A 24050-nucleotide genomic window follows, 5' to 3' on the forward strand; every position below is an offset into this window, starting at 1 on the left:
CGTCAGGCTGACTGGTCACGCAAGTACGCCTTCGCCTCGGCCTCGGTCTCATAGACATAGGGAGCCAGCCCGCGCCGGGCGAGGGTATCGCCGAGCTTGGCGCGCATAAAGCCGCTGGTGGTGAAGCGGGTCACGCCGATATAAAAGCGCCGGACCATTTCCGCGATCATTTCGACATAGGCATCTTCCACGCTGCGGTCAAGCACGAAGCCTTCGTAGTTGACCACGGCATAGACCTTGTGGCCCAGTGGCTCGCAGACGCGGCATACCTGTGCGCGGATCGCCGCGATGTCCTCTGCGCGCTTCACCTCGAGCTGCTCGAAATTCAGGAACAGGATGTTCTTTTCGTCGTCATAGTTGACGCGCGCTGCAAGTGGCAGGCGCAACACGTCCGCGCGCAGCCCCATCGGCTCGGGGCTGAAGATGCGAGCATCCATCAGCGCAGGGGAGCGCACGATCGGTACGAAATCCATCTTTGCAAGGATGTCGCGCTCCAGATCGACGCCGGGCGCAATCTCGATGAGTTCCAGGCCTTGTGCGCCCAGTTCGAATACGCAACGCTCGGTGATATAGAGGACTGGCTTTAGCGCCGCAGCCGCGTGGGGTCCGGAAAACGTGCGGTGCTCCACTTCCTGGACGAACTTCCTGGCGCTGCCATCGCGGTGGATCTGGAGCTTGCCGTCGATGACCTCGATTTCGCTGCCGCCCGCCATGAAGGTACCGACGAACACGACCTTCTTTGCGTTCTGGCTGATGTTGATAAAGCCTCCTGCGCCGGCCAGGCGCGGTCCGAACCTGGATACGTTCAGGTTGCCCTGGGCATCGGCCTGCGCCAGCCCGAGGAAGGCGAGGTCAAGTCCGCCGCCGTCATAGAAGTCGAACTGATAGGGCTGGTCGATGATCGCGTCCGGATTGGTGGCAGCTCCGAAGTTCAACCCACCGGCGGGAATGCCGCCGATCACGCCAGGTTCCGCGGTGAGCGTCATGAGGTCGAGGATCCGTTCCTCGTTGGCGATACTGGCGACACCTTCCGGCATGCCGATGCCGAGATTCACCACGCTGTTTGGCTTGAGCTCCATCGCCGCGCGCCGGGCGATGATCTTGCGCTCGCTCATCGGCATCGGCGCCACGCTGCTCACCGGCACGCGGACTTCGCCGGAGAACGCCGGACTGTAAGGCGTGGCGAAGGTCTGCTGGTGGTTTTCGGGTTTCGCCAGGACCACGCAGTCCACCAGCACACCGGGGATCTTCACCTGGCGCGGATTGAGCGTGCCCCGTTCGGCGATGCGTTCCACCTGGACGATCACCAGGCCACCGCAGTTGTGCGCGGCCATGGCGATCGCCAGGGCTTCCAGCGTCAGGGCTTCGCGCTCCATGGTGATATTCCCGTCCGGATCGGCCGTGGTGCCGCGCACGATGGCGACATGGATCGGGAAGGCCTTGTAGAAGAGATAGTCCTGGTCGCCGATGCGCATCAGTTCGACCAGGTCCTCGGTGGTGCGCTCGTTCAGCTTGCCGCCGCCAAAGCGCGGATCGACGAAAGTGCCCAGTCCGACGCGCGACAGGTGGCCCGGCTTTCCGGCCGCGATATCGCGGAACAGATGGGTGATCACGCCTTGCGGCAGGTTGTAGGCTTCGATCTGGTTGCCGACCGCGAGCTGCTGGAGCTTCGGCACCAGGCCCCAATGTCCGCCAATCACCCGCTTCACCAGGCCGGGCAGCGCGAAATGGTTCAGGCCCCGGTCCTTGCCGTCTCCCTGCCCGGCGGCGTAGACCAGGGTCAGGTTGCCGGGCTTTTTCAGGCCGACTGGCGCCTCGTCGTCCTGTGCCAGGCAGAGTTCCTCGATGGCGATGGCGATTTCTTCCGCGAAGCCGATGCCGACGAAGCCGCCGGTCGCCACGGTATCGCCATCGCGGATCAGGCGCACGGCTTCGCGTGCCGAGACCAGTTTGCCGTTTTCGCGCGAATGGACGGCCAGACGAATCGTGCTTGCTTGCGTGCTCATGTTCTCCCCCCTTGCGAAAGTTGGATTCGGGACCGCTTCGCATGGTGCATGCTCCGCGATACTTTATTTTCAGGACACAGGCATGGGCGCCACCGCCCAGACGCCGCGAGGGCTTTCGCGACTACCAGCTTAGACGAACCCAAACTTCCCTGCCCAGGCGCGATCGCCGGGCCGCCGTGACCTGGAACCCCATATTTGCGGCATCTTTGACCGCCGCCCGACACGTCCGCAGGCCGTTCGGGGCCTATTGTGTCCTTGGTTGTATCTCAAGAGATGCAATATGGAAGCGAACGAAACAGGAGACGACTTGCGGCGTTTGCTTCCTGCCCCCGGATTCACCCGATGAGGGGATAATCGCATCCCCCTCATCCCCGCCGGCAGGCGAACCAAACCAGCTGTCATGCAGAGCAAGCGTAAAGCCACCCTGATCGGGTTGATTGCGATCGTATTGTGGAGTTCCATCGTCGGCCTGATCCGCGGCGTCAGCGAAGGCCTTGGCGCGACCGGCGGTGCCGCCATGATGTACTCCGTCGCATCGGTCCTGCTGTGGGTGACGGTCGGCTTCGGCAGGATCGGCGAATTTCCCCGCCGCTATCTGCTCTGGGGCAGCATCCTGTTCGTTTCCTACGAGCTGTGCCTGTCGCTGTCGATCGGCTACGCGCATAGCAACAGGCAGGCGATCGAGGTGGGAATGGTCAACTACCTGTGGCCAACCTTCACCATGCTGTCGGCCATCGCGTTCAACAAGCAGAAGGCCAGCTTCCTGATCCTTCCGGGCTTCCTGGTGGCCATTCTCGGCATCTGCCTGGTCCTGGGCGGCGAGCAGGGGCTCGATTTCACCGGCATGGCGGCAAACGTCAGGGACAATCCGCTCAGCTACGGACTGGCCTTCTTCGGCGCGTTGATCTGGGCGGCCTATTGCACGGTCACGAGCCGGATTGCCGGCGGCAAGAACGGCATTACGCTGTTCTTCATGCTCACCGCACTAGCCCTGTGGGCCAAGTATGTCTTTGGGGAACACGCGCCGATGTCATTCAGTGTCCACGCCGTCATTTACCTGGCCATGGCCGCCTCGGCGATGGGGTTCGGCTATGCGGCCTGGAACGTGGGCATCCTGCACGGCAATGTCACGGTCCTTGCCGGGGCGTCCTACTTCATTCCGGTCTTCTCCGCCTTGCTGGCGGGCCTGCTGCTGCATACCCCGCTGTCGCTGGCGTTCTGGAAGGGCGCGTCCATGGTCTGCGCGGGATCGATCCTGTGCTGGCTGGCCACACGCGGGCGGCCGTCGAAAGCGGCGCCGGTGCCGGATAAGATGCTGTCGCAGGAACGTGCCGGGGAGCCCTAGCCCGGGTTCCGGCTACCCCCGGCCACCGTTGTCCGTGCCCGGTTCACTTCCTAGCCCTTCGCCCCATACCATCGTTGCGAGCGGTTCACGACGCCGACGACGAACAGCATCACGGGCACTTCGATCAGCACGCCGACGACCGTCGCCAGCGCCGCGCCGGAGCGGAAGCCGAACAGGCTGATGGCGGTGGCCACCGCCAGTTCGAAGAAATTGCTCGCGCCGATCAGAGCTGACGGGCCGGCCACGCAGTGGGCGACGCCAAGCCGGCGGTTCAGCAAGTAGGCGAGTCCGGAGTTCAGCAGCACCTGGCGCAGGTAGTCGTTGTGAAACTCCGAGCGCAGCCTGATCGCCGAGGACATCCACGTTCTGGAGGAGACGTTCAGTGCCTTTGGCGAGGCCATTTGCCTGGTGTCGCAGGGCGGGGCGGTAGTTCGGATGTCGCCGCTGTGCGCCATGCTGCTCGATGGCAGGCAAGGCCTGGCCATCCGGCGCGGGCGCCTGTCCCATCCGAACGGGGCGGTCTGCTCGCACGTCCTCGATACCTTGCACCTGGCCATTCGAACCCGGTCGCGCATGAAAACCGCAGTCGCGCTGTCGCCGGGAGAGACGCTGTCGCTGGATATCGCTCCGGCCCCGGCGAAGCTGCAGATGGTCGGGGAACCGCTGACGCTCGTCCGGATTCGCAGGAACACCGCGGGCCGGACCCTCGATATGTCCTGTCTTGTCGCGGAGTTCGGCCTGACACGCACCGAAGCGCGCGTGCTTGCCGCGCTGGTCGGCGGCAGCACGCCGCTGGCGTATGCGGCGGAGAACGCGGTATCCGAACACACTGTCCGCAAGCAGATCGCCAGCCTGAAGGTCAAGCTGCACTGCAGCCGCGTCGTGGACCTGGTGCGGCCTGGCCATCCTGTTCCGCGCCTGACCAACCGGTTGCCGACGCCGGCGCCGGCGGCTGCATGCGCCGCATCTCCGCTAAAATCCTGCCGAGGCGGTTCCTTAAGGTTTGCGGCGTGGCATTTCAACAGGGTTTCATCCTGACCCGACATTGGCGCGATACGCCGGCAGGTGCGGAAGTCGAGGTCTGGCTGGCTACCGACGACGGACCGCGCCTGCTGCGTTTGCCTCCGCAACCGGCCATTGCCTTTATCCCCGAGGCGCAGCGCGAACGCGCCGAGGCGGTGCTGCAAGGCGACGGCAATGCCGAGCTGCGCGCGCTCAGGCTGCAGGATTTCCAGCGCCGGCCCGTTCTCGGCCTTTACTGCCGCCAGTATCGGCAACTGGGGCAGCACAGCCGCGCGCTGCGCAACGCCGGCGTGGATGTCTACGAGGCCGATATCCGGCCGCCCGAGCGCTACCTGATGGAGCGCTTCATCACCGCGCCGGTCTCCTTCACCGGCGATCCCGACAGCAGCGGCGTGCTCCGCCATGCGCAGATGAAGCCAGCGGCGGACTATCGGCCGACGCTGCGCCTGGTCTCGCTGGATATCGAAACCAACGCATTCGGCGAGCTTTATTCGATTGCGCTCGACGGCTGCGGCCAGCGGCAGGTCTATATGCTCGGCACGGCGCCGCCAGTCTCCGCGGAGGTCGCCGAGGTCGATTTTTCGCTCGAATATTGTCCGACGCGCGCTGCCTTGCTCGAGCGGCTGAACGCGTGGATGGCCCGTCACGACCCGGACGCCATCATCGGCTGGAACCTGGTCCAGTTCGACCTGCGCGTGCTGCACGAGCATGCGCGCCAGTGCCAGGTCCCGTTGCGCCTGGGCCGCGGCGGCGCGGAAATGGAGTGGCGCGAGCACGCCAGCCAGCAGCACTATTTCGCGGCCGCCGCTGGCCGCCTGATCATCGACGGTATCGAGGCGCTACGCTCCGCCACATGGAGCTTTCCGTCGTTCAGTCTCGAGTCGGTGGCGCAGGCGCTGCTCGGCGAAGGCAAGGCGATCGACAACCCGTATGACCGCATGGACGCCATCGACCGCATGTTCGAGCACGACAAGCCGGCCCTGGCGCGCTACAACCTGCGCGATTGCGAGCTGGTGACGCGGATCTTCGAACAGACGCAACTGCTGACGTTCCTGCTCGAGCGCGCCACGGTGACGGGCCTGCCGGCGGACCGCAGCGGCGGTTCGGTGGCCGCCTTCACGCACCTGTACATGCCGCTGATGCACCGCCAGGGCTATGTGGCGCCCAACCTCGGCGAGAAGGCACCGGAGGCGAGCCCCGGCGGATTCGTGATGGATTCGCGGCCGGGGCTTTATGAATCGGTGCTTGTGCTGGACTACAAGAGCCTCTATCCGTCCATCATCCGCACGTTCCTGATTGACCCGATCGGCCTGGTGGAAGGGCTGGCGCATCCCGACGATGCGGACTCGGTGCCCGGGTTCCGCGGTGCGCGCTTCTCGCGGACGAAGCACTGCCTGCCGGCCATCGTCTCGCGCGTCTGGCAAGGCCGCGACGCCGCCAAGCGCGACCGGAACAAGCCGCTCTCGCAAGCGCTCAAGATCATCATGAACGCGTTCTACGGCGTGCTGGGGTCGAGCGGTTGCCGCTTCTTCGATCCGAGGCTGGCCTCGTCGATCACGATGCGCGGGCACGAGATCATGCAGCAGACCCGGGCGTTGATCGAGGCGCGCGGCTACGAGGTGATCTACGGCGACACGGACTCCACCTTCGTCTGGCTGCGCCGCGCGCGCACCGAGGCCGATGCGGGCCAGATCGGCCGCAGCCTGGTCGCCTACGTCAACGACTGGTGGCGCGAGCACCTGGCGCAGGCCCACGGCCTGGATAGCGCGCTCGAACTCCAGTTCGAAACGCACTTCCGGCGGTTCCTGATGCCGACGATCCGCGGCACGGACCTGGGGAGCAAGAAGCGCTACGCCGGCCAGGTGCAGCGGCCCGACGGCCAGGTCGAGATGGTGTTCAAGGGGCTGGAGACGGTGCGCACGGACTGGTCGCCGCTTGCCCAGCAGTTCCAGCAGACGCTTTATGAAAAGATCTTCAATCGGGAGCCCTACCAGGACTACGTGAGGGACATCGTGCGCCGCACGCTGGCCGGCGAGCTTGATGAGCAGCTGGTCTATCGCAAGCGCTTGCGCCGCAAGCTCGATGAATACCAGCGCAATGTGCCGCCGCACGTTCGCGCCGCCCGCATGGCCGACGCCCATAACGAACGCCAGGGCCGGCCACCGCAGTACCAGCGTGGCGGCTGGATCAGCTATGTGATGACCACGGCCGGGCCGGAACCGCTGGAGGTCCGCACGGCGCCGATCGACTACGGCCATTACGTCGCCAGACAGCTTCAGCCCGTTGCCGACGCCATCCTGCCGTTCCTCGACGACGATTTCGAGACCTTGCTGACCGGGCAGATGGCGCTGTTTCCGGGGTAGAGCGGGGCGTCCAGGGCAGGCGCCTCGCCTACTCGTAGTATGCCGGCGCCATTTTCATGGTATTGCGCTGGTCCTTGTCGTGGTTGATCCAGAGTTGTGCGTTGTCCCGTGCCATCAGATCGGCGATGCGCTGCATCGAACTCAGCGTCAGTTCCTTGCTGAAGTTGATGGAAGGCACCCGGCGCTGGTCCCAGTTGCTGCGGAAGTGGACCGCATCGCCGGTCAGCACGACCGCCCCCGTCTTCGGCAGGTTCACCAGCAGGGACTGGTGGCCAGGCGTATGGCCAGGTGTCGAGAGGATCGTAACGCTGCCGTCGCCGAACACGTCCCTGTCGCCATCGAGCAGGGTGACCGGATGCCCGGGCTTGAAGCGCGGCGCGTTGCCGGCGCCAGGCCATTCATACTCGGCCCTCTGGACCAGCAGCACGGCCTGCGGGAACATCTCGACATTGCCGATATGGTCCGGGTGGGTGTGGGAGATCGCGACATAGCGGATGTCCGATGGCTTCACGCCGAGCTGCTCGAGCTGGCTCGCCAACGTCCTGGGCCGGCGCCAGAGTATGGACTTCGGATCAGCGGGCACCGCCCCGTCGGGCAGCTTGGCGACGGCATCGTCCACGCCCGTGTCCCACAGCAGCCAGCCCTGCGCGTGCTTGATCAGGTAGCAGTTGTCGACGAACGCCGCGGGTTTGCCGATATCCACGCCAGGCGTCCAGCGCGAGACGTCAATGGCGGTGCCTTCGCCGCAGTCGAGGACGTACAGGCGCTCGACAACGCTCGTTCGTTGCGGCGACATGCCGGCGCACCCGATGAGGACGATGGCAAGGGCAGCCAGCGCGAGCTGGATGGCGATCCGCGGACCTTTCAGCATGACAGGCTCCTCCAGGCACGATCTTTACTCCCCGGGGCGGCGAGCTTTCTAACAAGCGAGACGGACATGCTATAGCAACCGGCGCCATCGGCACGCCAGCATGCGATCCCGACGGCGCCGGCATCGGTGCGCCAGCCAACACAGGACCCGTTCCGCCGTTGCTAGACTGGCGGCGTCCAGTTGCCAAAGCCTGCGCTACCGCGCAACTGCGATCGCGCGCCGGGGCGTACCATCTGGCCGCTGCTACCTCATAAGGGGAACCCATGGGCAACGACGAACGGCAGGGCGCCCGGTTGAGCCGGCGGGATTTCCTGCGGGTTACAGGGGCCAGCGCCGTGGCGGCGGGTCTCGATGCGGGCAGTGCAAGCGCGGCAACGGCGTCCGGTGACGCGCGCCAGTCTCAGGGTGGGCAGGGGGCGGGCCCCTACAATATCCTGCTGATTCTCGTCGACCAGGAGCGCTTCTTCGGTCCGGGCGAGTTGCCGGCCGGGTTCGAGCTGCCGGCACACCAGCGCCTGATGAAGCGCGGCACCACCTTCGTGAACCATCGCATCAATTCCTGCGTCTGCACGCCATCGCGCTCGGTGATCTACACCGGCCAGCATATCCAGCACACGCGGATGTTCGACAACACCAACTTTCCGTGGATCACGAGCATGTCGACGGAGATCCCGACACTGGGACATCTGCTGCGGCAAGCCGGCTATTACACCGCCTACAAGGGAAAGTGGCACCTTGCCAAGGAATTCGAGACGGTCAACAAGCTGGGCACGCCGACCAGGATCTTTACCGCGGAGATGGAAGGATACGGCTTCTCCGATTATGTCGGCATCGGCGACATCATTGCCCACACTCGCGGCGGATATAACCACGATGGCGTGATTGCCGCCATGAGCACGAGCTGGCTGCGCAGCAAGGGACGCGACCTGGCCGCGCAGGGCAAGCCGTGGTTCCTCGCGGTCAATCTCGTGAATCCTCACGACGTCATGTTCTACGACACCGATCCGCCGGACTCGCCGGTGCAGACGCAGCGCGGCATCACGCACGTGGCGAGGGACCCGCTCGATCCGCTCTACGCGAAGCAGTGGAAATTCGAGCTGCCGGCGAGCCACGGCCAGGCGCTGGATGCGCCTGGCCGCCCGCCCGCGCATCGCGATTTCCTGCGCTCGCACGACGCGCTGGTCGGCGAGATACCAAACGAGCCCGGCCGCTGGCGCCGGCGGCACAACTACTACCTGAACTGCATGCGGGACGTGGACCGCAATCTTGCAGCCGTGCTCGCGGAACTCGATGCGGCGGGCCTGACGGACAAGACCATCGTCATCATGACCTCCGATCACGGTGACATGGACGGCGCGCACCAGCTTCACGCCAAGGGGGCGGTTTCTTACCGCGAGCAGAACAACGTGCCGCTGGTGATCGCGCATCCCGCCCATCGCGGCGGCGGGCAGTGCCGCGCGGTGACTTCGCACGTGGATATCGTGCCTACCGTGGTCGCCATGACGGGAAGCCCCGCGGAGCAGCGTGCACGCCTGCTCAAGGGGCTGCCGGGCAAGGACCTGTCGGGCCTGCTGGCCGCGCCCGGCACGGCCGACGTGACTGCCGTGCGTGACGGCGCGCTGTTCTGCTACAACATGCTGGCCTACCTCGACGGCGACTTCCTGCTCAAGGCCACGGCGTTCGTGCAGAACGGCGGCAAGCCGGACCAGATCAAGAGCGCGGGCATCCGACCCGATCTCATGAAACGCGGCGCGGTGCGCGCCGTGTACGACGGCCGCTACAGCTTCGCGCGCTACTTCTCGCCGAAGCAGCACAACCGGCCGACGATGCTGGAGGATCTCACGCGGTTCAACGACCTCGAGCTGTACGACCTGCATACCGACCCGCATGAGCTGGTGAACCTGGCGGCCGGTGGCAAGCCCAATCGCGAACTTATCGTTGCCATGAACGAGAAGCTGAACCGGCTGATCGACACTGAGGTCGGGGAGGATCGCGGGCAAATGCTGCCGGGAGGCATCGATGCGGGATGGGAGGTGTCGGCGGAAACGATGGCAGGCGCGTGATCTGGCTGCGTGCCCCGGCTTCAGGAGCCGCGGGAGATTCGCTGGCGCTCCGGCATGCCCCGGCAGGCGGCTGCTAAACTCCGCGAGGAGTCCCCCAAGCCATCTGCATTCAACGTGAACCTTGCCAACCTTGAACGCCAGCTTTCCTTCCTCAGAGAGATCGACGAACTGAAGAGCGTCGTGCGCATGACGCCGCTGATCAATCAGTCGCGCCGCGAAAACAGCGCCGAACATTCGTGGCATCTCGCCATGTATGCCCTCGTCCTGTCGGAGCATGCGGCCGCGCCGGTTGACGTGGTGCGCGTCGTGAAGATGCTTCTTATCCACGATATCGTGGAGATCGATGCCGGCGATGTTCCGTTCCACGACCCGTCGGCGCGCGCCGGCCAGGCGGAACTGGAGCAGCAGGCGGCCGAGCGAATCTTTTCGTTGTTGCCGGATGCGCAGGCGACGGAGTTTCGCGGCCTCTGGAGCGAGTTCGAGGCGGGCGAAAGCGATGACGCCCGGTTTGCGAAAGCGTTGGACCGCTTTCAGCCACTGCTCCATAACGCCGCAACAGGAGGCGGCAGCTGGGTGGAGTGCCAGGTCACCGAGGCACAGGCTCTTGCGCGCTACCGGCCGCCGATCGAGCGCGGCGCCCCCGCACTCTGGGAAGCGTCCGCCAGGCTGATCCAGGCGTATTTCGACAAGTCATAGGGCTCCCGCCCGTACTGCCATTACCCCCTACCAGGCGAAACGGTATTCGTTCGTCGGATGGAGCTGCCACTCGCCGTTGCCGCACAGCTCCAGTACCTGGACGTGATACTTGAGCAGGGTCGGGCGGTGGCTGACGCTGACGATGGTCGTATGGCCGGCGGCGAGCTGGCTGTAAAGCCTGGCCTCGTTGCCAGCGTCGAGCGCGCTGGTAGCTTCATCGAGCAGGGCGTAGCGCGGACGCGCCAGCAGCAGGCGCGCGAATGCCAGGCGTTGCTGCTCGCCGAGCGACAGGACCTTGCCCCAGTCCAGTTCCGCGTCCAGGCCGCCGAGGCGCTCTGCCAGGTCGGGCAGGTTGACCATCTCCAGCAGCTTCAACAGCTCGGCATCAGGTGTGCGGCGCTCGTGGTGGTTCGGATACAGCAACTGGCAGCGCAGGTTGCCAACGGCCATGTACGGATGCTGCGGCAGGATCAGCATCTGCTCGGGCTCGGGGTGCACGATACAACCGCTGCCGCTGTTCCACAGGCCGCTGATGGTCCGCATCAGCGAACTCTTGCCGCCACCGCTGGGCCCGACGATCAGCAGGCTCTGGCCGGGCCCTACGGTCACGGTAAGGTCCTTCAGCAGGGTACGGTCATAGTCGGGGGTGTGCAGGGTCAGGTGCTGCAGCGACAGTGTGTCGCCCCGCCGGCGCTGGACCTGGCTGCCGGGCTTGCGGCGCAGCACGCGCGTGTGCGCCAGCGTCGAAGCGAACGTCGCCAGCCGGTCCACGCCCGCCACGAAGCGGCTCAGGCTTTCGAAGTTGTCGACGATGACCGTCAGCGCCGCCAGCACGGCGGCGAAGGCACCCGCGGCCTGGATCGCGGCACCGACTTCCAGTTCGCCATCCAGCACACGGTTGGCGACGATGACGCTGGGCAGCATCAGCGTCAGGAACGAATAGGCATACTGGAACAGGTAGAGATTGAGCTGCCAGCGGTTCAGGCGGTTGTAGTTGGCGAACACATGCAGGAAGCGGCCGCGTACATGATGGAACTCATGCTGCTCGCCGCGATGGAAGGTGATCGACTCCGCATGCTCGCGCACCCGGATCAGGCTGAAGCGGAAGTCGGCCTCGCGCTTGAGTTGGTAGAAGTTGAGCCCGATCAGCACCTTGCCGAAGCACAGTACTGAAACCACCGTGCCACAGACCGCGTAGAGCACCAGGAACACCACAAGCTCGCGCGAGATCGACCACAGCACCCCGCTGAAGGCAATCAGCTGCAGCAACGAGCCCAGCATCAGCAGCAGAAAGTACAAGGACTGCTGGGTGAAGGTGCTGATGTCCTCGGAGATTCGCTGGTCAGGGTTGTCGATGGCCGTGCTGGCGTTCAGCGCATAAAAGGCGCAGCCGCCGAAATACTTGTTCAGGTAGTGATGCGTCATCCAGGACCGCCACTGCATGAACAGCCGGTTACGCGTGTAGTAGAAAAGGGCGTAGACGGGGACCGCCGCGATCAGCACATAGACGAAGATCTCGATGGCATACCAGAAGCGATCGGCGTCTCCGGCCGCGAGTGCCGAGGCAAACTCGCCGGTTTGCTCGTTGAAGCGCACATTGGTCCAGGTCTGGCCCAGCAGCAGGCAGATGAGGATTAACATGAGCGCCCACGCCCGCCACTTTTCCCGCGATAGCCAATATGGCTTGGCGATGTCCAGGAACCGCTTCCACAGGTTGGCGCCGCGCGTTGACATGACCGTGTCGTGTTGGCAAGGCCTGGGGCGGGGCAGGACAGACCTGCCACGGCTCAGGCCTCCGTTAGCCTGTGACCACGCATTTCACATGCCAGCGAACCTTGCCGGCATTGCACACGTCTTTGGCAGCCTGGCCCGGCAACCGAACGGGCCCCGTCACAACCGGATTGCATCGGTGCGCTGTTGCCTGCCGCCCCGTGCAAAAGACTGACCGTTCCTCATGATAGGTCATGGCATGCGATATCAGTGCCCGATGCATGCCGAATACCTTGAGCTTGTCAGACCTCTTGCGCAGGGAGTCGCCGGGACCGGGCTTTGCTCGGCGAGGCCGCTTTCTCTGCCGGCCCCCGATCAGATTGCGGCAATGATTGTAGTGCCCAGAGCGCGCGCGTCGCAGACTAGCGCAGATGCCTTCCGGGCAAGGTTGGTGTCACTTGCCGCGACTGCGCGCCGGGCATTTCAGGGTTGGGTTTGCGCCGTGTCCTGGCCGATGGCATCGCTGCCGGATTGCGCTTCGCGGGAAGACTGTCCGCGTGGGCACCGAACGCACCCATATGAACTGGCTCGCCCATGCCGCCCACGACCTGCTGGCCGAGCGCGTTGCCCCCGCCACACAACAGCGTCGCCACGGACGCCACCAGACCCAATACCTGGATCCTCCTCATTGCGTTCTCCTCGTCACGCAATGGCCACCACTGGCCACATGCGGGCGAGAGCATAGGGGCTCCGCGCAGACGAGGTTGTAACGGATTGTGAGGCAGGCCCGCGTGGTGGCCATCGCCGGTCCGCTCGCGGATCCCCGCAGGCGGTCGCCGGCTTCAGGTCTTTGACGCCGCGGATGCCGCCTCGGCCTCCGCCGCCTGCATGTTCAGCACCGCGTCGCGCTTGTCCAGCAGGTGTTGGCGCAGGATCGCCGCCAGGCGCTTGCCGTCCCGGGCTTCCAGCGCCACCAGCATTTCGTCGTGGTCGCGGATGGCACTGTCCCACTTCGATTTCTGGAAGTTCGAGCGGAAGCGCAGGGCCTGCAGCCTGCGGTTCACGGCCAGGTAGGTCTGGCGCAGCGCGCTGTTGCGCGCGGCCTGGTTGATGCGGTCGTGGATCTGCCGGTTGTAGCTGTAGTAGCCCGACAGGTCGTCCTGCGCGCGGCACGCCAGCATGGCGTAGTGCAGGGCCTTGATCTCGGCGAGATCCACGGGCGTGATGCGTTCGCACGCGAGTTCGCCCGACAGGGCCTCGAGGCCGCTCATCAGCTCGAAGGTATCCAGGATCTCGGTCGGCGACAGGCTTGCCACCGAGGCGCCGCGATTGGGCGAGATGTCGATCAGCCCTTCGGCCGCCAGCACCTTGAACGCCTCGCGCAGCGGCGTTCGGGAGATGCCGAGCGTTTCACACAGCTCCCGCTCGTTGAGCTTGGTGCCGGACTTCAGCACGCCCTCCACGATGAAGTTGCGCAAGTGATTCACCACCGTGTCATGCAGGCGTTGGCGCTCGACCTTGGGGAGCACGGAAGCAAGGGAAGGTTCGCCGGAAGAAATGGGATCTTGCATGCAAAGTCCAACGACGGTCGTTTTCCGGGAATTCTATCAGACGCCTAGCACACTGCCGACAGGACGCAAGTCCCTGATGAATCGGGGTAAACACCGCTCTGTTTTGTGGTTCCCGACGGCTTCCCTTTCGGTCTCCGCCTGCTAAAGTATTTTGAATGCAAAATTCAACAGGAGGAGTAAATGCTGAAACTGGACTTCCATCCCGCCGGCCGTCATTTCCTGCAGATCCCCGGACCGAGCCCGGTGCCGGACCGTATCCTGCGCGCCATCAGCTACCCGACCATTGATCATCGCGGGCCCGAGTTCGGCGCCCTGGGCTTGAAGGTGCTGGCGGGCATCCGCAAGATCTTCAAGACCGAGCAACCGGTTGTGATCTATCCGGCCTCCGGGACGGGGGCGTGGGAAGCGGCGCTGTCCAACACGCTGAGCCCCGGCGATACCGTGCTCATGTTCGAGACCGGCCACTTCGCCACGTTGTGGAAGAAGATGGCCGAGAAGCTCGGCCTGCGTCCGGAATTCCTAGGCCTGCCGGGCATCGAGGGCTGGCGCCGCGGCGTGCAGGCCGACCTGATCGAAGCCCGCCTGCGCCAGGACGGCGGCCATGCGATCAAGGCTGTCTGCGTGGTGCACAACGAAACCTCGACGGGCGTCACGTCGGATATCGCCGCCGTGCGCAAGGCCATTGACGCGGCCGGGCATCCGGCCCTGCTGATGGTCGACACCATCTCCGGGCTGGCTTCCGCCGACTATCGCCATGACGAGTGGGGCGTGGACGTGACCGTCTCCGGCTCGCAGAAGGGCTTGATGCTGCCGCCGGGCATCAGCTTCAACGCCGTCTCGCCGAAGGCCCTCGAAGCCGCCAAAACGGCCCGGCTGCCGCGCAGCTTCTGGGACTGGGAAGAGATCATCGCCATGAACCAGACCGGCTACTGGCCCTACACGCCGAGCACGAACCTGCTCTACGGCTTGTCGGAAGCGCTGGACATGATCCTGGAAGAAGGGCTGGACAACGTGTTCGCGCGCCACCAGCGCCTGGCCGAGGCTTGCCGCCGCGCGGTGCGTGCGTGGGGCCTGGAGATCCAGTGCGCCGACCCGTCGGTCTACAGCCCGGTGCTGACCGGCGTGATGATGCCCGATGGCATCGATGCGGACGCGGTGCGCCGGGTCATCTACGACCGCTTCAACATGTCGCTCGGCGCGGCGCTGGGCAAGATGAAGGGCCGCATGTTCCGCATCGGCCATCTCGGCGACTGCAACGATCTCACGCTGATGGCCACGCTTGCAGGTTGCGAGATGGGGCTGAAGCTGTCGGGCGTTCCGGTGGCCGCCAGCGGCGTGGCCGCGGCCATGGACTATCTCGCGGCCCACGCGAGCCCCTTGCCGCTGCGGGCCGCCGCCTGACGCCGGCCGCCGGGTCCCGCGCCCGCGGCGCGCACCCGTTCGCATGCCAGGGCCGGGGAGGGCGTGGCAGCAAGCGGGGTGCCGGCATCGCGGCACGCACGCGGGCGCAGGCCCCGGCGGTACAGGCCCGTTCCACACAGCACTGATCGATTCAGGATCGGCGCGGCAGCACTGACGTACCTGACCATACAAAAGGAGACGCTGTGGAAACTACCCTGCAGGCCGGGGCAAAGGTAGGTTCGTACGAAGACGCGGTTTATCGCAAGGTAAGCTGGCGCCTGGTACCGTTCCTGATGCTTTGCTTCCTTATTGCCTATCTCGACCGGGTCAACGTGGGCTTTGCCAAGCTCCAGATGTCGCACGATCTTGGCTTCAGCGAAACCGTCTACGGCCTTGGCGCCGGCATCTTCTTCATCGGCTACTTCCTGTTCGAGATCCCGAGCAACCTTGCGCTCCACCGGTTCGGCGCCAAGGTGTGGATCGGGCGCATCATGGTGACGTGGGGGCTGCTGTCCGCCTGCTTCGTCTTTGTGAAGACCCCGACCGCCTTCTACACCCTGCGTTTCCTGCTGGGCCTGGCCGAAGCGGGCTTCACTCCCGGCATTGTGTACTACCTGTCGTGCTGGTACCCGTCGCACCGCCGCGCCAAGATCATGGCGATCTATTGCATGGGCTCGCCGCTGTCGGGCATCATCGGCAACCCGCTGTCCGGCTTCCTGATGGGTAGCATGGGCGGCATTGCGGGCTGGGCGGGCTGGCAGTGGATGTTCTTCATCGAAGCCGTGCCCGCCGTGCTGCTCGGGCTGGCCTGCTTCTGGTACCTGGACAGCTCCATCGCCAAGGCCAGGTGGCTCAGTGAGGACGAGAAGCAGGTGCTCGAACGGGCCAAGGCGGAGGACAACAAGGCGGCAGGCCCCGAGGCGCGCGTCGGCAAGGTCTTCACCGACCCGCGGGTCTGGCTGATCAGCCTGATCTGCTTCTGCTATGTCACCGGCCAGTACGGCATCACGCTCTGGCTGCCCACGTTCATCAAGTCGACAGGCGTCTCCGACCCGTTGCATATCGGACTGCTCAGCGCGATCCCGTATGTGGCGGCGATCATCACCATGTACTTCTTCGCCAGGAGCGCAGATAAACACCGGGAACGGCGCTGGCACCTGATCGTGCCCTGCATGATGGGCGCCATCGGCTTCCTGGCCCTGCCCTGGATCATGCACAGCACGGCACTGTCGCTGGTGTTCCTGTCGATCGCCGCGGCCGGTATCCTGACCTGTTCGCCGCTGTTCTGGTCATTGCCCACCGCTTTCCTCAGCGGCGCGGCGGCGGCCACGGCGATTGCCATGAGCAACTCGATCGGCAACCTGGCCGGCTTTACCAGCGGCTACATGATCGGGTATCTCCGTGACGTGACCCAGAGCGGCAGGAGCGCGTACTACATGATCGCGGGCATGCTCATCCTTGGCGCGTTCGCGATCTGGACCTTGCCGGCAAAGCTGGTCAACCGTTAGCGCAGGCGGGGAGCGGCGTGCCGCTCCCCCAAGGAATCAACCCCCCGGCGTCCGCTGTCCCGGACGCAAGGAATACAGACATGAATCGATCCCCCGACTCAGGCATCAGCGTGCTGGAGGCCACCGTGGCCGGCATCCATGCCGCCATGCGCGCTGGCCGGCTCACCGCGCGCCAGCTGGTCCAGGCCTACCTGGACCGGATTACGGCCTATGACAAGAGCGGCCCCCGCATCAACAGCGTGTTGCAGCTCAATCCGCAGGCGTTGGCGGAAGCCGACCAGCTGGATGCGCATGCCGCGGCAAGCCCGTCCGTGCCGCTTGCGCCGTTGCATGGTATTCCGGTGCTGATCAAGGACAACATCGAATGCGCCGGCATCGAGACGACCGCGGGCGCGCGCTGCCTGCAGGGCAATCTCGCGCGGGAGGATGCATTCATCGTCCGCAGGTTGCGCGAGGCTGGCGCCATCGTGCTGGCCAAGACCAACCTGCACGAGCTTGCCTCGGGCGGAGAGACGGTCAGCACGCTGGGCGGGCAGACCCTGAATCCGTATGACCTGACACGCACGCCGGGCGGCTCCAGCGGCGGCACCGGCGCCGGCATCGCGGCCAACCTGGGCCTGCTGGGCATCGGCACGGATGGCATCAATTCGATCCGTTCGCCCGCTTCGGCGAACAACCTCGTCGGCCTGCGCCCGACCATGGGGCTGGTCAGCCGTACCGGGCTGGTCCCGTGCGGGCTGACGCAGGACACCATCGGGCCGATCACGCGTACCGTGGCCGATGCGGCGGTCCTGCTCGACATCATTGCCGGCCACGACCCGGGCGACCCGGCGACCCGCCAGGCGCAGCCGCATATGCCGCGCAGCTACGCCGAAGCGCTGGACCCTGACGGGCTCAGGGGCGCACGCATTGGCGTGCTGCGCGCCTTCTTTGGCGAGGGGCCCGGGCATCGCGCCGTCAATGCCGTCATGCAGCGGGCGCTTGCCACCCTCGACGCTCGCGGCGCCGAGCTGGTCGAGATCGAAGAAGCGATCCATCCCGACGCGCTGCTGGCGGACACGCTGGTGCATCTGTACGAGATGAAGGGCGATCTCGATGCGTACCTTGCCGGCGTTCCGGCCGCCGTGCCGGTCCGCTCGATGGCAGACATGATCACTGCAGGAAGCGTGCATCCCGGCGTCACCGGCACGCTGAAGAGCGCCATGGCGCTGGCGGGCAACGAGACCGAATACCGCGAGCGGCTGCAACGCCAGCAGGCCTTGCGCGATCGCATCCTCGGGCTGATGGCGGTACACCGTCTCGACGCGCTGGCGTTTCCGCACCAGCGCCGCCTGGTCGTGCCGGTGGGCCAGGCCCAGGCCGAGCGCAATGGCGTGCTGGCGTCCGCCACGGGCTTCCCGGCCATCGTCATCCCGGCAGGCTTCTCCGAGCCGGATGGCAACGCCCCGCAAGGCGTCCCGGTCGGGCTGGAGTTCTTCGGCCGGCCATTCTCGGAAGCCGTGTTGCTGCGGCTGGCGCATGCGGCGGAGCACGCCCTGGACGCGCGCCGGCCACCGCTGTGCGCGCCGGCGCTGACATAGCCCCGCGCCGACAGCCGTACTTTCCTTACTGCTCTATTCCAAAGCCGGTCAACGATGCCGGCGGCAAGTTTGCGGACACACCGTGACTGACCTCATTCCGAGGAGGAGACAAGATGGGCGCAGAAGTGAATGTTCAATCGTCGCGTTCGCCCCAGCAGCACGAACTCGACCGGGCAATGGATGGCATCGGCGTTACCGCCGCACACAAGAAGATCATCTTCCTGATCATGCTGGGCGTGATGTTCGACGTCTTCGAACAGAACGCCGTTGGCCTGGTCGGGCCAATCTTGCGCGAGCAATGGGGTATATCGGTCGCGCACATCGGCTTTCTCAATACGCTGACGTTCAGCGCGGCCGCGCTGGGGCGCGTGGCATCGGGCTTTATCGCCGACCGCTACGGCCGTCGCGCCATGCTGAACGCGAACCTGCTGCTGTTCACGCTGGGTGCGATCATCTGCGCGCTGGCGCCCAACTATACGGTGCTGGCGGCCGGCCGCTTCATCGTCGGCATCGGGCTCGGTGGCGAAATTTCGGTCGCCGTGACGATCCTTGCCGAGCTGTGCTCCACCCGCTTTCGCGGCACCGCGGTCGGCCTGGTCAGCGTGGGCAGCGGCGGCCTGGGCAATATGCTGGCACCTGCGTTCGGACTGGCCGTGTTCGGGCTGTTCCCCGGGCCGGACAACTGGCGCTGGCTGTTCGGCTGCCTGGTAGTGCCCGCAATCTTCGTCGTGTTCTACCGCCGCTTTATCCCCGAGACCCCGCGCTTCCTGTTGTCGAAGGGAAGGGTCGATGATGCGAACCGTGTGCTCTCCGGCCTGGCTTCCGGACGCCTGGGTACCTTGCGCGGTGCGCCGACGCAGTACATCCGGGACGCCGTCCAGGACGAGGCGCCCCGTGCCAGGGTACGGCTGCGCGATGTGTTCCAGGGGCGCCTGGGCCGGCGTACGGTGGCGCTGGGTGTCGCGGTGTCGATGACGTACGGTGCGCAGATTTCCGTGCTGACGCTGATGCCAACCATCCTGATGTCGCAGGGCTACACCATCTCGAAAAGCCTGCTGTTCACGATGGTGATGCAAAGCGGGAGCCTGTTCGGTGCGTTGGCGGCGTCGTACTGCGGCTATCACTTTCCGCGCAAGCGCGTGCTGACCCTTGGCGCCGGGCTGGCTTGCGCCGCGGGCCTGAGCTTCGGCTTCCTGACGTTCAACGTGGGGCTGGTGCTGCTGTTCGGCGCCTGCTTTACGTTCTGCGTGGTGCTGCTGAATACCTCGATCTGGATCTTCGCGCCCGAACAGTATCCGACCGACGTACGCGCCTTCGGCACCTCGCTCATCCTTGCGCTGGGTACACTGGCCGGTGCGCTGACGCCGCTGGTAAGCGGGCGCGTGTTCGAAACCTACGGCGTTGGCGGCATGTTCAGCATGCTGGCTGCGATGTACGCCGTATTCGCCCTGAGCGTGCAGTTCGCGCCAGAGACATTTGGCAGGCCCATGGGCGAACCCGAGCTGGAAGACGAGCCGCAACTGGCCGCCGACACGCGCACGGCCAGCGTCAGCAGGTCCTGACTTCCAACTGACCGTCCTTCCGATCCACCCGAATTCTCGTCAAGGAGCCGTTGCCGGCATGAACGCAATCCAGATTGATGCAGTCGCCCAGACCCTGATCCGCGCTCGCCGCGAACAACGCTGCGCCGATGCACAGGCTTTCGCCACCGCACTGGCCACCCCGGAGGAGGCCTACGCCGTACAGGCGGCGGTCGCCGGCTCGCTGGGCTGGCACGCGACCGGCCCCGGTTACTGGAAGTCGGGCGGACCGTCGCGGCAGGCCCGGCTGACGCACGCGCAGTTGCCCGCAGACGGCGTCTGGAGCAGCCCGGCCATGGCCGGGGACCGGCACTTCACCTGGCGCGGCATCGAGGCCGAGATCGCGCTGCGTCTCGCACGCCCGGTCAGCCCGGAAGACGCGGCGGCGCTCGATGGCGACAGCGCTGCCACGCTGGTGGATGCCATGGCCGTCTCGATCGAAGTGGTGGATTCGCGCTGGCAGCAGTTCACCGATGCGCCGGCGCTGCTGAAGCTTGCGGACTTGCAGGCACACGGCGCGCTCGTACTCGGCGAGTGGCGTCCTTACGAGGCGCGCGACTGGGCGGCGCAACGCTGCCATGTCCGGATTGGCGCGCAAAGCTTCGAGCGCAAGGGTACCCATGCCCTCGGCGATCCGGCGTACGGACTCGGGGCCTGGCTGCGCCACGCGACGAGCCATGGCCAGCGCGTGAAGGCAGGCACCATCGTCACTACGGGAACCTGGGTGGGGATCCTGCCCGCTGCGGCGGGCGACCTGGTCACGGCGGAGTTCGACGGCATTGGCCACGCGTCGATCCAGTTCTGACCGGCGCGGCTCGGCCCCGGCCTGGATTGCCTAGTCAGCGCGGCGCCACCGCCCCGACTCCTGGCGGACGCTGACCCGTTCGCCATGCAGCCAGACTTGCTCCTCGCTCATGGTGGCCGAGGCGGACGGGGCGGTGTCGAAGGCGATATCGAGCGCGCGTGCGACATGGGCATCCTCGATGGGAAGCTCCCAGGTCAGGAATAGCTGGGTGCAATCCTGGTCGCCCGGGAAGTCGGCCTCGTCAAAGCCATGGCTGCCGCGTCGAATCACGCCGTGAGGCTGGCAGGTGTCGAATACCAGGGCCGTACCGCGGCGCAGCGGGATGCGCAGGTCCAGTGCCGGGAAATGTACGTCCTGGCCCTTGTCTTCGCTCAGGAACAGGTTGCAGAAGGCCGCGCCGCCATACTGCTCGCCGTCGTGGTGATACCGCGCGCCGCGGCAGACCATCAGGGCAACCTCGCTGGAGGCGAGTACGCCGGGCAGCCCGAGCCTGCTCGTCCAGTCGGCCACGGCCCGCACGCAGTGCGAGTACTGGGGCCATCGCGCCCGCGCGCGGGCAAGCGGCATGACCTCGACATCTCCCACGTCCAGGGTCATATGGCGCGATATTTCCCTGGCCCAATCGGCGAGCAGCCGCGCCGGCGGCTCCGGAACGTCGAGTGTGCCGGACAGCACGATCCCGCTCACGCTCCGGCTGCGGATGGCGTCGCCGCTCCAGAAGAATGACGTCAGGGCGTCCGCGGAACGTGGCGGCATGGATCAGGAAGCCTGCGGCAGGGTCGCGCCGCCGCGCTGCATGGCCAGCGCCGACCAGGCAAACACTGCCAGGCCGCCCACCGCCAGCAGCGCGCCGACCCAGCCGGTAGAAGTCCAGCCCAGCCCGGCAGCGATGCTCACGCCGCCAAGCCAGGCGCCCAGCGCATTGGCCAAATTGAACGCCGAGTGATTGAGGGCGGCGGCCAGGGTCTGGGCGTCGCCTGCCACGTCCATCAGGCGGATCTGCAGCGCCGGCCCCAGTGCCACGACAGTACCGATCAGCAGCACATTGGCGCTGGCCAGCCACGAATGCGGCGCCGTCACGGTGAACGCGCCCAGCACCAGCGCGGACCACGCCAGCACGCCGCCGATGGTCGGTGTCAGGGCCTTGTCCGCCAGCCAGGCCCCGGCCAGGTTGCCGGCGACCATGCCCACGCCGAACAGCGCCAGGACCACCGGAATGGCGCTTGCCGGCAACTGTGCCACTTCGAGCATGGTGGGCTTGATGTAGCTGAATACGGCGAACATGCCGCCAAAGCCGATGGCGCCGATGCCGAGCGTCAACCATACCTGCTTGCGCCGCAACGCCGTCAGCTCGCGCAGGGGGCTCGCGCGGCGATCGCCCGGGAAGAACGGCACCCAGCACCACACCAGCCAGGCCGTGAGCGCGCCGATGGATCCCACGATCAGGAACGCCGCGCGCCAGCCCAGCCAGGTGCCGACGGTAGCTGCAATCGGCACGCCCACCAGCGTCGCCACCGTCAGCCCCAGCATGACCAGGCCGACCGCCTGGGCACGGCGCTCGCGAGCGACCAGGCCGGCCGCCACCAGGGCTGCCACGCCAAAGTAGGTGCCGTGCGGAAAGCCGGTCAGCAGCCGCGCAATCAGCATGGAGGCGTAGGCGGGCGCGGCCGCGCTGGCGAAATTGCCGGCGGCGAAGGCGGCCATCAGTGCGATCAGCAGGTTGCGCCGCGGCCAGCGCGCGCCCAGCACGGCGAGCAGCGGGGCGCCGATGACCACGCCCAGCGCATAGGCGCTGATCAGGTGGCCGGCCTGCGGGATTGAGATGGCCAGATCGCGCGCCGCGTCGGGCAGCAGGCCCATGATCACAAATTCGCCGGTGCCAATGCCGAAGCTGCCCACGCCGAGCGCGAGCAGGGCGCGGCGGCTTTGGGCGGGCGCGAGGGTCGGGTTGCTGCAGAAAGCGGGGAGCGTATCGGGTGTGCCGTGCGGAGCCGTCATGGGGAGCGCGAAGTCTTGTTGTTCCAGTCGCTGCTCGCTGGCGGGCGGGATTCTGCGTCCCGCCTCATGCGTTGCCAGCGCGCTCCGGCGCAGCGCGAGGCCGCATTGTGACGGAAAACGTCATTTCCTGCAGACAGTGCCTGATGCGCCGCACGCAGTCCGGCGAAAGCGCGCGCGGCAGCGCCTGCGTGGCGGTTGCGGCACACCGGAAGTCAGAACCCGCCTACGCGCCGGCGCGCCTGCCTCCGATGCCCCAGCGATACACCGGGATCTACATTGACCTTATCCGACTCACTGCCGGAGAAACCTTATGTCATTCGCGCTCTATCTGATCGGATTGCTGGTGCTGGTGGGCGGGATCGCCTGGGGACTGTCGGTCGCGGGCCTGGCCTCGGTCTATATCGGCATTGCATGCCTGGTCATCCTCGGCCTCGGCATCATGGCTGCCGTGTCCCGCACTCGCACCAAAGACCCTTCATAGCCACGCCCGGCCGGCGGCCTGCCTGGCGCGCCGGCGACCGGTCCCGGCCCTGGCTTCGCCGGCTATCCGGATCACTCCCGCTCTTGCGCTGCACTTCGTAGAATGTACTTGTGTCTGGGGGTGCGGCCCTTCGGGCCTGTCCTGCTTTATCGCCTGAACGGAAGCCGGACTGGCCGGGCGCGCACGTCGCATCGTAGGAGATGGCGGGCCATCCCGACGGCGAACAGCGGCGAGGCAGGTGATCCATGCAGACCGGTGCATTTCCCTTTCAGCCCGTGCGGGAACGGGGGACCTTGATTTGCTTCCTGGCAGCCTTGTTCATGCACCTGCTGCTGGGGGCGCTGCTTTATTACGGCGTGCATTGGCGCAGCACGGCGCCGGAAGGGGTTTCCGCCGAAATGTGGGACCCCATCCCGGAGGCCGTGCAGAGTCAGCCCGAGAGTCAGCCGGAAGTCAAACCGGCGCCGAGCGTGAAGCCGGTCGAACAAGAGAACGCCGATATCGCGCTGCAGGAAAAGGCGCGCAAGGCCGAGCGCGCGGCCCAGGACGAACAGAAGGCCAGGGAAAAGGCACAAGAGAAGGCGCAGCACGATGCGCAGGCGCGCGCCGAGGCCGCCCGCAAGGCCGCGCAGCGGGAGGCACAGGAAGCGCAGCGACAGGCCGCCAATGCCGAACGGGCCAGCGAACTGTCGCGCTTGCGCGCGCAGGCGGGGGGGGCCAACGCGAGTACCGGCACCGGTACTTCCGGGAAGCCTTCTTCCGCTTATGCCGAGCGCGTGCGCCAGCGGGTCAAGCCGAACATCATCTTCGCAGAGGACATCAACGGCAATCCGGCCGCCGTCGTCGCCGTGCGCATGGCACCCGACGGATCGATCCTGTCCGCCAGGCTGGCCAAGTCAAGCGGCAATTCCGGCTGGGACAACGCCGTCCTGCGCGCGGTGACGCTCTCCGACCCGTTGCCGCGCGACGAGAACGGTGTCGCCCCGCCCGAGATCCGGATCACGTTCTGGCCGAAGGACCAGGGTAGCTCGTAGCGGCGGTCGTAGGTC

Annotated in this window: 19 protein-coding genes and 1 pseudogene; 12 read left to right on the plus strand and 8 right to left on the minus strand. The window is 66.1% G+C overall.

Going from position 1 to position 24050, the window contains the following annotated elements; translation table 11 throughout:
- Nucleotides 1-2: 2 nt before the first annotated feature.
- Nucleotides 3-2006 (minus strand): acyl CoA:acetate/3-ketoacid CoA transferase, encoded by a 2004-nt coding sequence (locus AC3FNH_RS25900; protein WP_488722094.1) that lies wholly within the window; start codon nt 2004-2006, stop codon nt 3-5.
- 400 nt (nt 2007-2406) lie between these two features.
- On the opposite strand from AC3FNH_RS25900, the gene yddG reads away from it, so the two are divergent.
- On the plus strand, nt 2407-3351 hold the full coding sequence (gene yddG / locus AC3FNH_RS25905) for an aromatic amino acid DMT transporter YddG (protein ID WP_488722095.1): 945 nt from the start codon (nt 2407-2409) through the stop codon (nt 3349-3351).
- A 50-nt stretch (nt 3352-3401) separates the two neighbouring features.
- Here the strand turns inward: yddG and AC3FNH_RS25910 are convergent.
- Nucleotides 3402-3665, minus strand: a pseudogene (locus AC3FNH_RS25910) (arsenic resistance protein); the annotation flags it as partial.
- A 121-nt stretch (nt 3666-3786) separates the two neighbouring features.
- Between AC3FNH_RS25910 and AC3FNH_RS25915 the strand changes: the two are divergent.
- Both AC3FNH_RS25915 and AC3FNH_RS25920 read left to right on the plus strand, forming a co-directional pair.
- Complete coding sequence (locus tag AC3FNH_RS25915) at nt 3787-4389, plus strand: helix-turn-helix transcriptional regulator (RefSeq protein ID WP_488722096.1); 603 nt, start codon at nt 3787-3789, stop codon at nt 4387-4389.
- Nucleotides 4362-6737: a DNA polymerase II gene (locus AC3FNH_RS25920; protein WP_488722097.1), complete on the plus strand. Its 2376-nt coding sequence runs from the start codon at nt 4362-4364 to the stop codon at nt 6735-6737. Before AC3FNH_RS25915 ends, AC3FNH_RS25920 begins: the two co-directional genes overlap by 28 nt.
- A gap of 28 nt (nt 6738-6765) precedes the next feature.
- Here AC3FNH_RS25920 and AC3FNH_RS25925 read toward each other — a convergent pair whose 3' ends face one another.
- The gene (locus AC3FNH_RS25925) at nt 6766-7608 is read right to left on the minus strand and encodes an N-acyl homoserine lactonase family protein (RefSeq protein WP_276101862.1); all 843 of its coding nucleotides are present in this window, start codon (nt 7606-7608) and stop codon (nt 6766-6768) included.
- Nucleotides 7609-7871: 263 nt separating this feature from the next.
- On the opposite strand from AC3FNH_RS25925, the gene AC3FNH_RS25930 reads away from it, so the two are divergent.
- Entirely contained in the window at nt 7872-9671 is a 1800-nt protein-coding gene (locus AC3FNH_RS25930) for a sulfatase family protein (protein ID WP_488722098.1), read from the plus strand.
- Between the two features lie 114 nt (nt 9672-9785).
- Nucleotides 9786-10367: an HD domain-containing protein gene (locus AC3FNH_RS25935; protein ID WP_276101860.1), complete on the plus strand. Its 582-nt coding sequence runs from the start codon at nt 9786-9788 to the stop codon at nt 10365-10367.
- A gap of 27 nt (nt 10368-10394) precedes the next feature.
- On the opposite strand, the gene AC3FNH_RS25940 is transcribed toward AC3FNH_RS25935, so the two are convergent.
- The 3 genes from AC3FNH_RS25940 to AC3FNH_RS25950 form a co-directional block, all read right to left on the minus strand.
- Entirely contained in the window at nt 10395-12101 is a 1707-nt protein-coding gene (locus AC3FNH_RS25940) for an ABC transporter ATP-binding protein/permease (protein ID WP_488722099.1), read from the minus strand.
- Between the two features lie 398 nt (nt 12102-12499).
- Nucleotides 12500-12820 carry a hypothetical protein gene (locus AC3FNH_RS25945; RefSeq protein WP_488722100.1) on the minus strand — a complete coding sequence of 107 codons (321 nt, stop codon included), beginning with the start codon at nt 12818-12820 and terminating at the stop codon, nt 12500-12502.
- 99 nt (nt 12821-12919) lie between these two features.
- Nucleotides 12920-13648: a GntR family transcriptional regulator gene (locus AC3FNH_RS25950; RefSeq protein WP_488722101.1), complete on the minus strand. Its 729-nt coding sequence runs from the start codon at nt 13646-13648 to the stop codon at nt 12920-12922.
- A 180-nt stretch (nt 13649-13828) separates the two neighbouring features.
- Here AC3FNH_RS25950 and AC3FNH_RS25955 point away from each other — a divergent pair, with 180 nt between their 5' ends.
- From AC3FNH_RS25955 to AC3FNH_RS25975, 5 genes are all read left to right on the plus strand, one after another.
- A complete protein-coding gene (locus tag AC3FNH_RS25955; RefSeq protein ID WP_276101856.1) occupies nt 13829-15049 on the plus strand; it encodes a pyridoxal-phosphate-dependent aminotransferase family protein in 1221 nt (406 codons plus the stop codon).
- Nucleotides 15050-15252: 203 nt separating this feature from the next.
- Nucleotides 15253-16557 carry an MFS transporter gene (locus AC3FNH_RS25960; RefSeq protein ID WP_488722102.1) on the plus strand — a complete coding sequence of 435 codons (1305 nt, stop codon included), beginning with the start codon at nt 15253-15255 and terminating at the stop codon, nt 16555-16557.
- A gap of 80 nt (nt 16558-16637) precedes the next feature.
- Nucleotides 16638-18137 (plus strand): amidase family protein, encoded by a 1500-nt coding sequence (locus AC3FNH_RS25965; protein WP_488722103.1) that lies wholly within the window; start codon nt 16638-16640, stop codon nt 18135-18137.
- Nucleotides 18138-18250: 113 nt separating this feature from the next.
- Nucleotides 18251-19699, plus strand: a complete 1449-nt coding sequence (locus tag AC3FNH_RS25970) for an MFS transporter (RefSeq protein ID WP_488722104.1) — start codon at nt 18251-18253, stop codon at nt 19697-19699.
- Between the two features lie 58 nt (nt 19700-19757).
- The gene (locus AC3FNH_RS25975) at nt 19758-20522 is read left to right on the plus strand and encodes a fumarylacetoacetate hydrolase family protein (protein ID WP_488722105.1); all 765 of its coding nucleotides are present in this window, start codon (nt 19758-19760) and stop codon (nt 20520-20522) included.
- 30 nt (nt 20523-20552) lie between these two features.
- On the opposite strand, the gene AC3FNH_RS25980 is transcribed toward AC3FNH_RS25975, so the two are convergent.
- Nucleotides 20553-21278 carry a hypothetical protein gene (locus AC3FNH_RS25980; protein WP_488722106.1) on the minus strand — a complete coding sequence of 242 codons (726 nt, stop codon included), beginning with the start codon at nt 21276-21278 and terminating at the stop codon, nt 20553-20555.
- Nucleotides 21279-21281: 3 nt separating this feature from the next.
- Nucleotides 21282-22520: an MFS transporter gene (locus AC3FNH_RS25985; protein WP_488722107.1), complete on the minus strand. Its 1239-nt coding sequence runs from the start codon at nt 22518-22520 to the stop codon at nt 21282-21284.
- A gap of 310 nt (nt 22521-22830) precedes the next feature.
- Between AC3FNH_RS25985 and AC3FNH_RS25990 the strand changes: the two genes are divergently transcribed.
- Both AC3FNH_RS25990 and tolA read left to right on the plus strand, forming a co-directional pair.
- Nucleotides 22831-23001 carry a hypothetical protein gene (locus AC3FNH_RS25990; protein ID WP_276101849.1) on the plus strand — a complete coding sequence of 57 codons (171 nt, stop codon included), beginning with the start codon at nt 22831-22833 and terminating at the stop codon, nt 22999-23001.
- 245 nt (nt 23002-23246) lie between these two features.
- Nucleotides 23247-24035 (plus strand): cell envelope integrity protein TolA, encoded by a 789-nt coding sequence (gene tolA, locus AC3FNH_RS25995; protein ID WP_276101848.1) that lies wholly within the window; start codon nt 23247-23249, stop codon nt 24033-24035.
- The last annotated feature ends 15 nt before the right edge of the window (nt 24036-24050 follow it).

Source organism: Cupriavidus sp. 22TCCZM01-5 (assembly GCF_057798915.1).

Bases quoted from the DNA above. Each gene is read 5' to 3' on its own strand.
- AC3FNH_RS25975 (WP_488722105.1), top strand. From the start codon at position 19,758: ATGAACGCAATCCAGATTGATGCAGTCGCCCAGACCCTGATCCGCGCT.
- AC3FNH_RS25985 (WP_488722107.1), bottom strand. From the start codon at position 22,520: ATGACGGCTCCGCACGGCACACCCGATACGCTCCCCGCTTTCTGCAGC.
- AC3FNH_RS25940 (WP_488722099.1), bottom strand. From the start codon at position 12,101: ATGTCAACGCGCGGCGCCAACCTGTGGAAGCGGTTCCTGGACATCGCC.
- AC3FNH_RS25980 (WP_488722106.1), bottom strand. From the start codon at position 21,278: ATGCCGCCACGTTCCGCGGACGCCCTGACGTCATTCTTCTGGAGCGGC.
- AC3FNH_RS25965 (WP_488722103.1), top strand. From the start codon at position 16,638: ATGAATCGATCCCCCGACTCAGGCATCAGCGTGCTGGAGGCCACCGTG.
- AC3FNH_RS25925 (WP_276101862.1), bottom strand. From the start codon at position 7,608: ATGCTGAAAGGTCCGCGGATCGCCATCCAGCTCGCGCTGGCTGCCCTT.
- tolA (WP_276101848.1), top strand. From the start codon at position 23,247: ATGCAGACCGGTGCATTTCCCTTTCAGCCCGTGCGGGAACGGGGGACC.
- yddG (WP_488722095.1), top strand. From the start codon at position 2,407: ATGCAGAGCAAGCGTAAAGCCACCCTGATCGGGTTGATTGCGATCGTA.
- AC3FNH_RS25990 (WP_276101849.1), top strand. From the start codon at position 22,831: ATGTCATTCGCGCTCTATCTGATCGGATTGCTGGTGCTGGTGGGCGGG.
- AC3FNH_RS25930 (WP_488722098.1), top strand. From the start codon at position 7,872: ATGGGCAACGACGAACGGCAGGGCGCCCGGTTGAGCCGGCGGGATTTC.
- AC3FNH_RS25970 (WP_488722104.1), top strand. From the start codon at position 18,251: ATGGGCGCAGAAGTGAATGTTCAATCGTCGCGTTCGCCCCAGCAGCAC.
- AC3FNH_RS25950 (WP_488722101.1), bottom strand. From the start codon at position 13,648: ATGCAAGATCCCATTTCTTCCGGCGAACCTTCCCTTGCTTCCGTGCTC.
- AC3FNH_RS25945 (WP_488722100.1), bottom strand. From the start codon at position 12,820: ATGCTCTCGCCCGCATGTGGCCAGTGGTGGCCATTGCGTGACGAGGAG.
- AC3FNH_RS25955 (WP_276101856.1), top strand. From the start codon at position 13,829: ATGCTGAAACTGGACTTCCATCCCGCCGGCCGTCATTTCCTGCAGATC.
- AC3FNH_RS25915 (WP_488722096.1), top strand. From the start codon at position 3,787: ATGTCGCCGCTGTGCGCCATGCTGCTCGATGGCAGGCAAGGCCTGGCC.
- AC3FNH_RS25900 (WP_488722094.1), bottom strand. From the start codon at position 2,006: ATGAGCACGCAAGCAAGCACGATTCGTCTGGCCGTCCATTCGCGCGAA.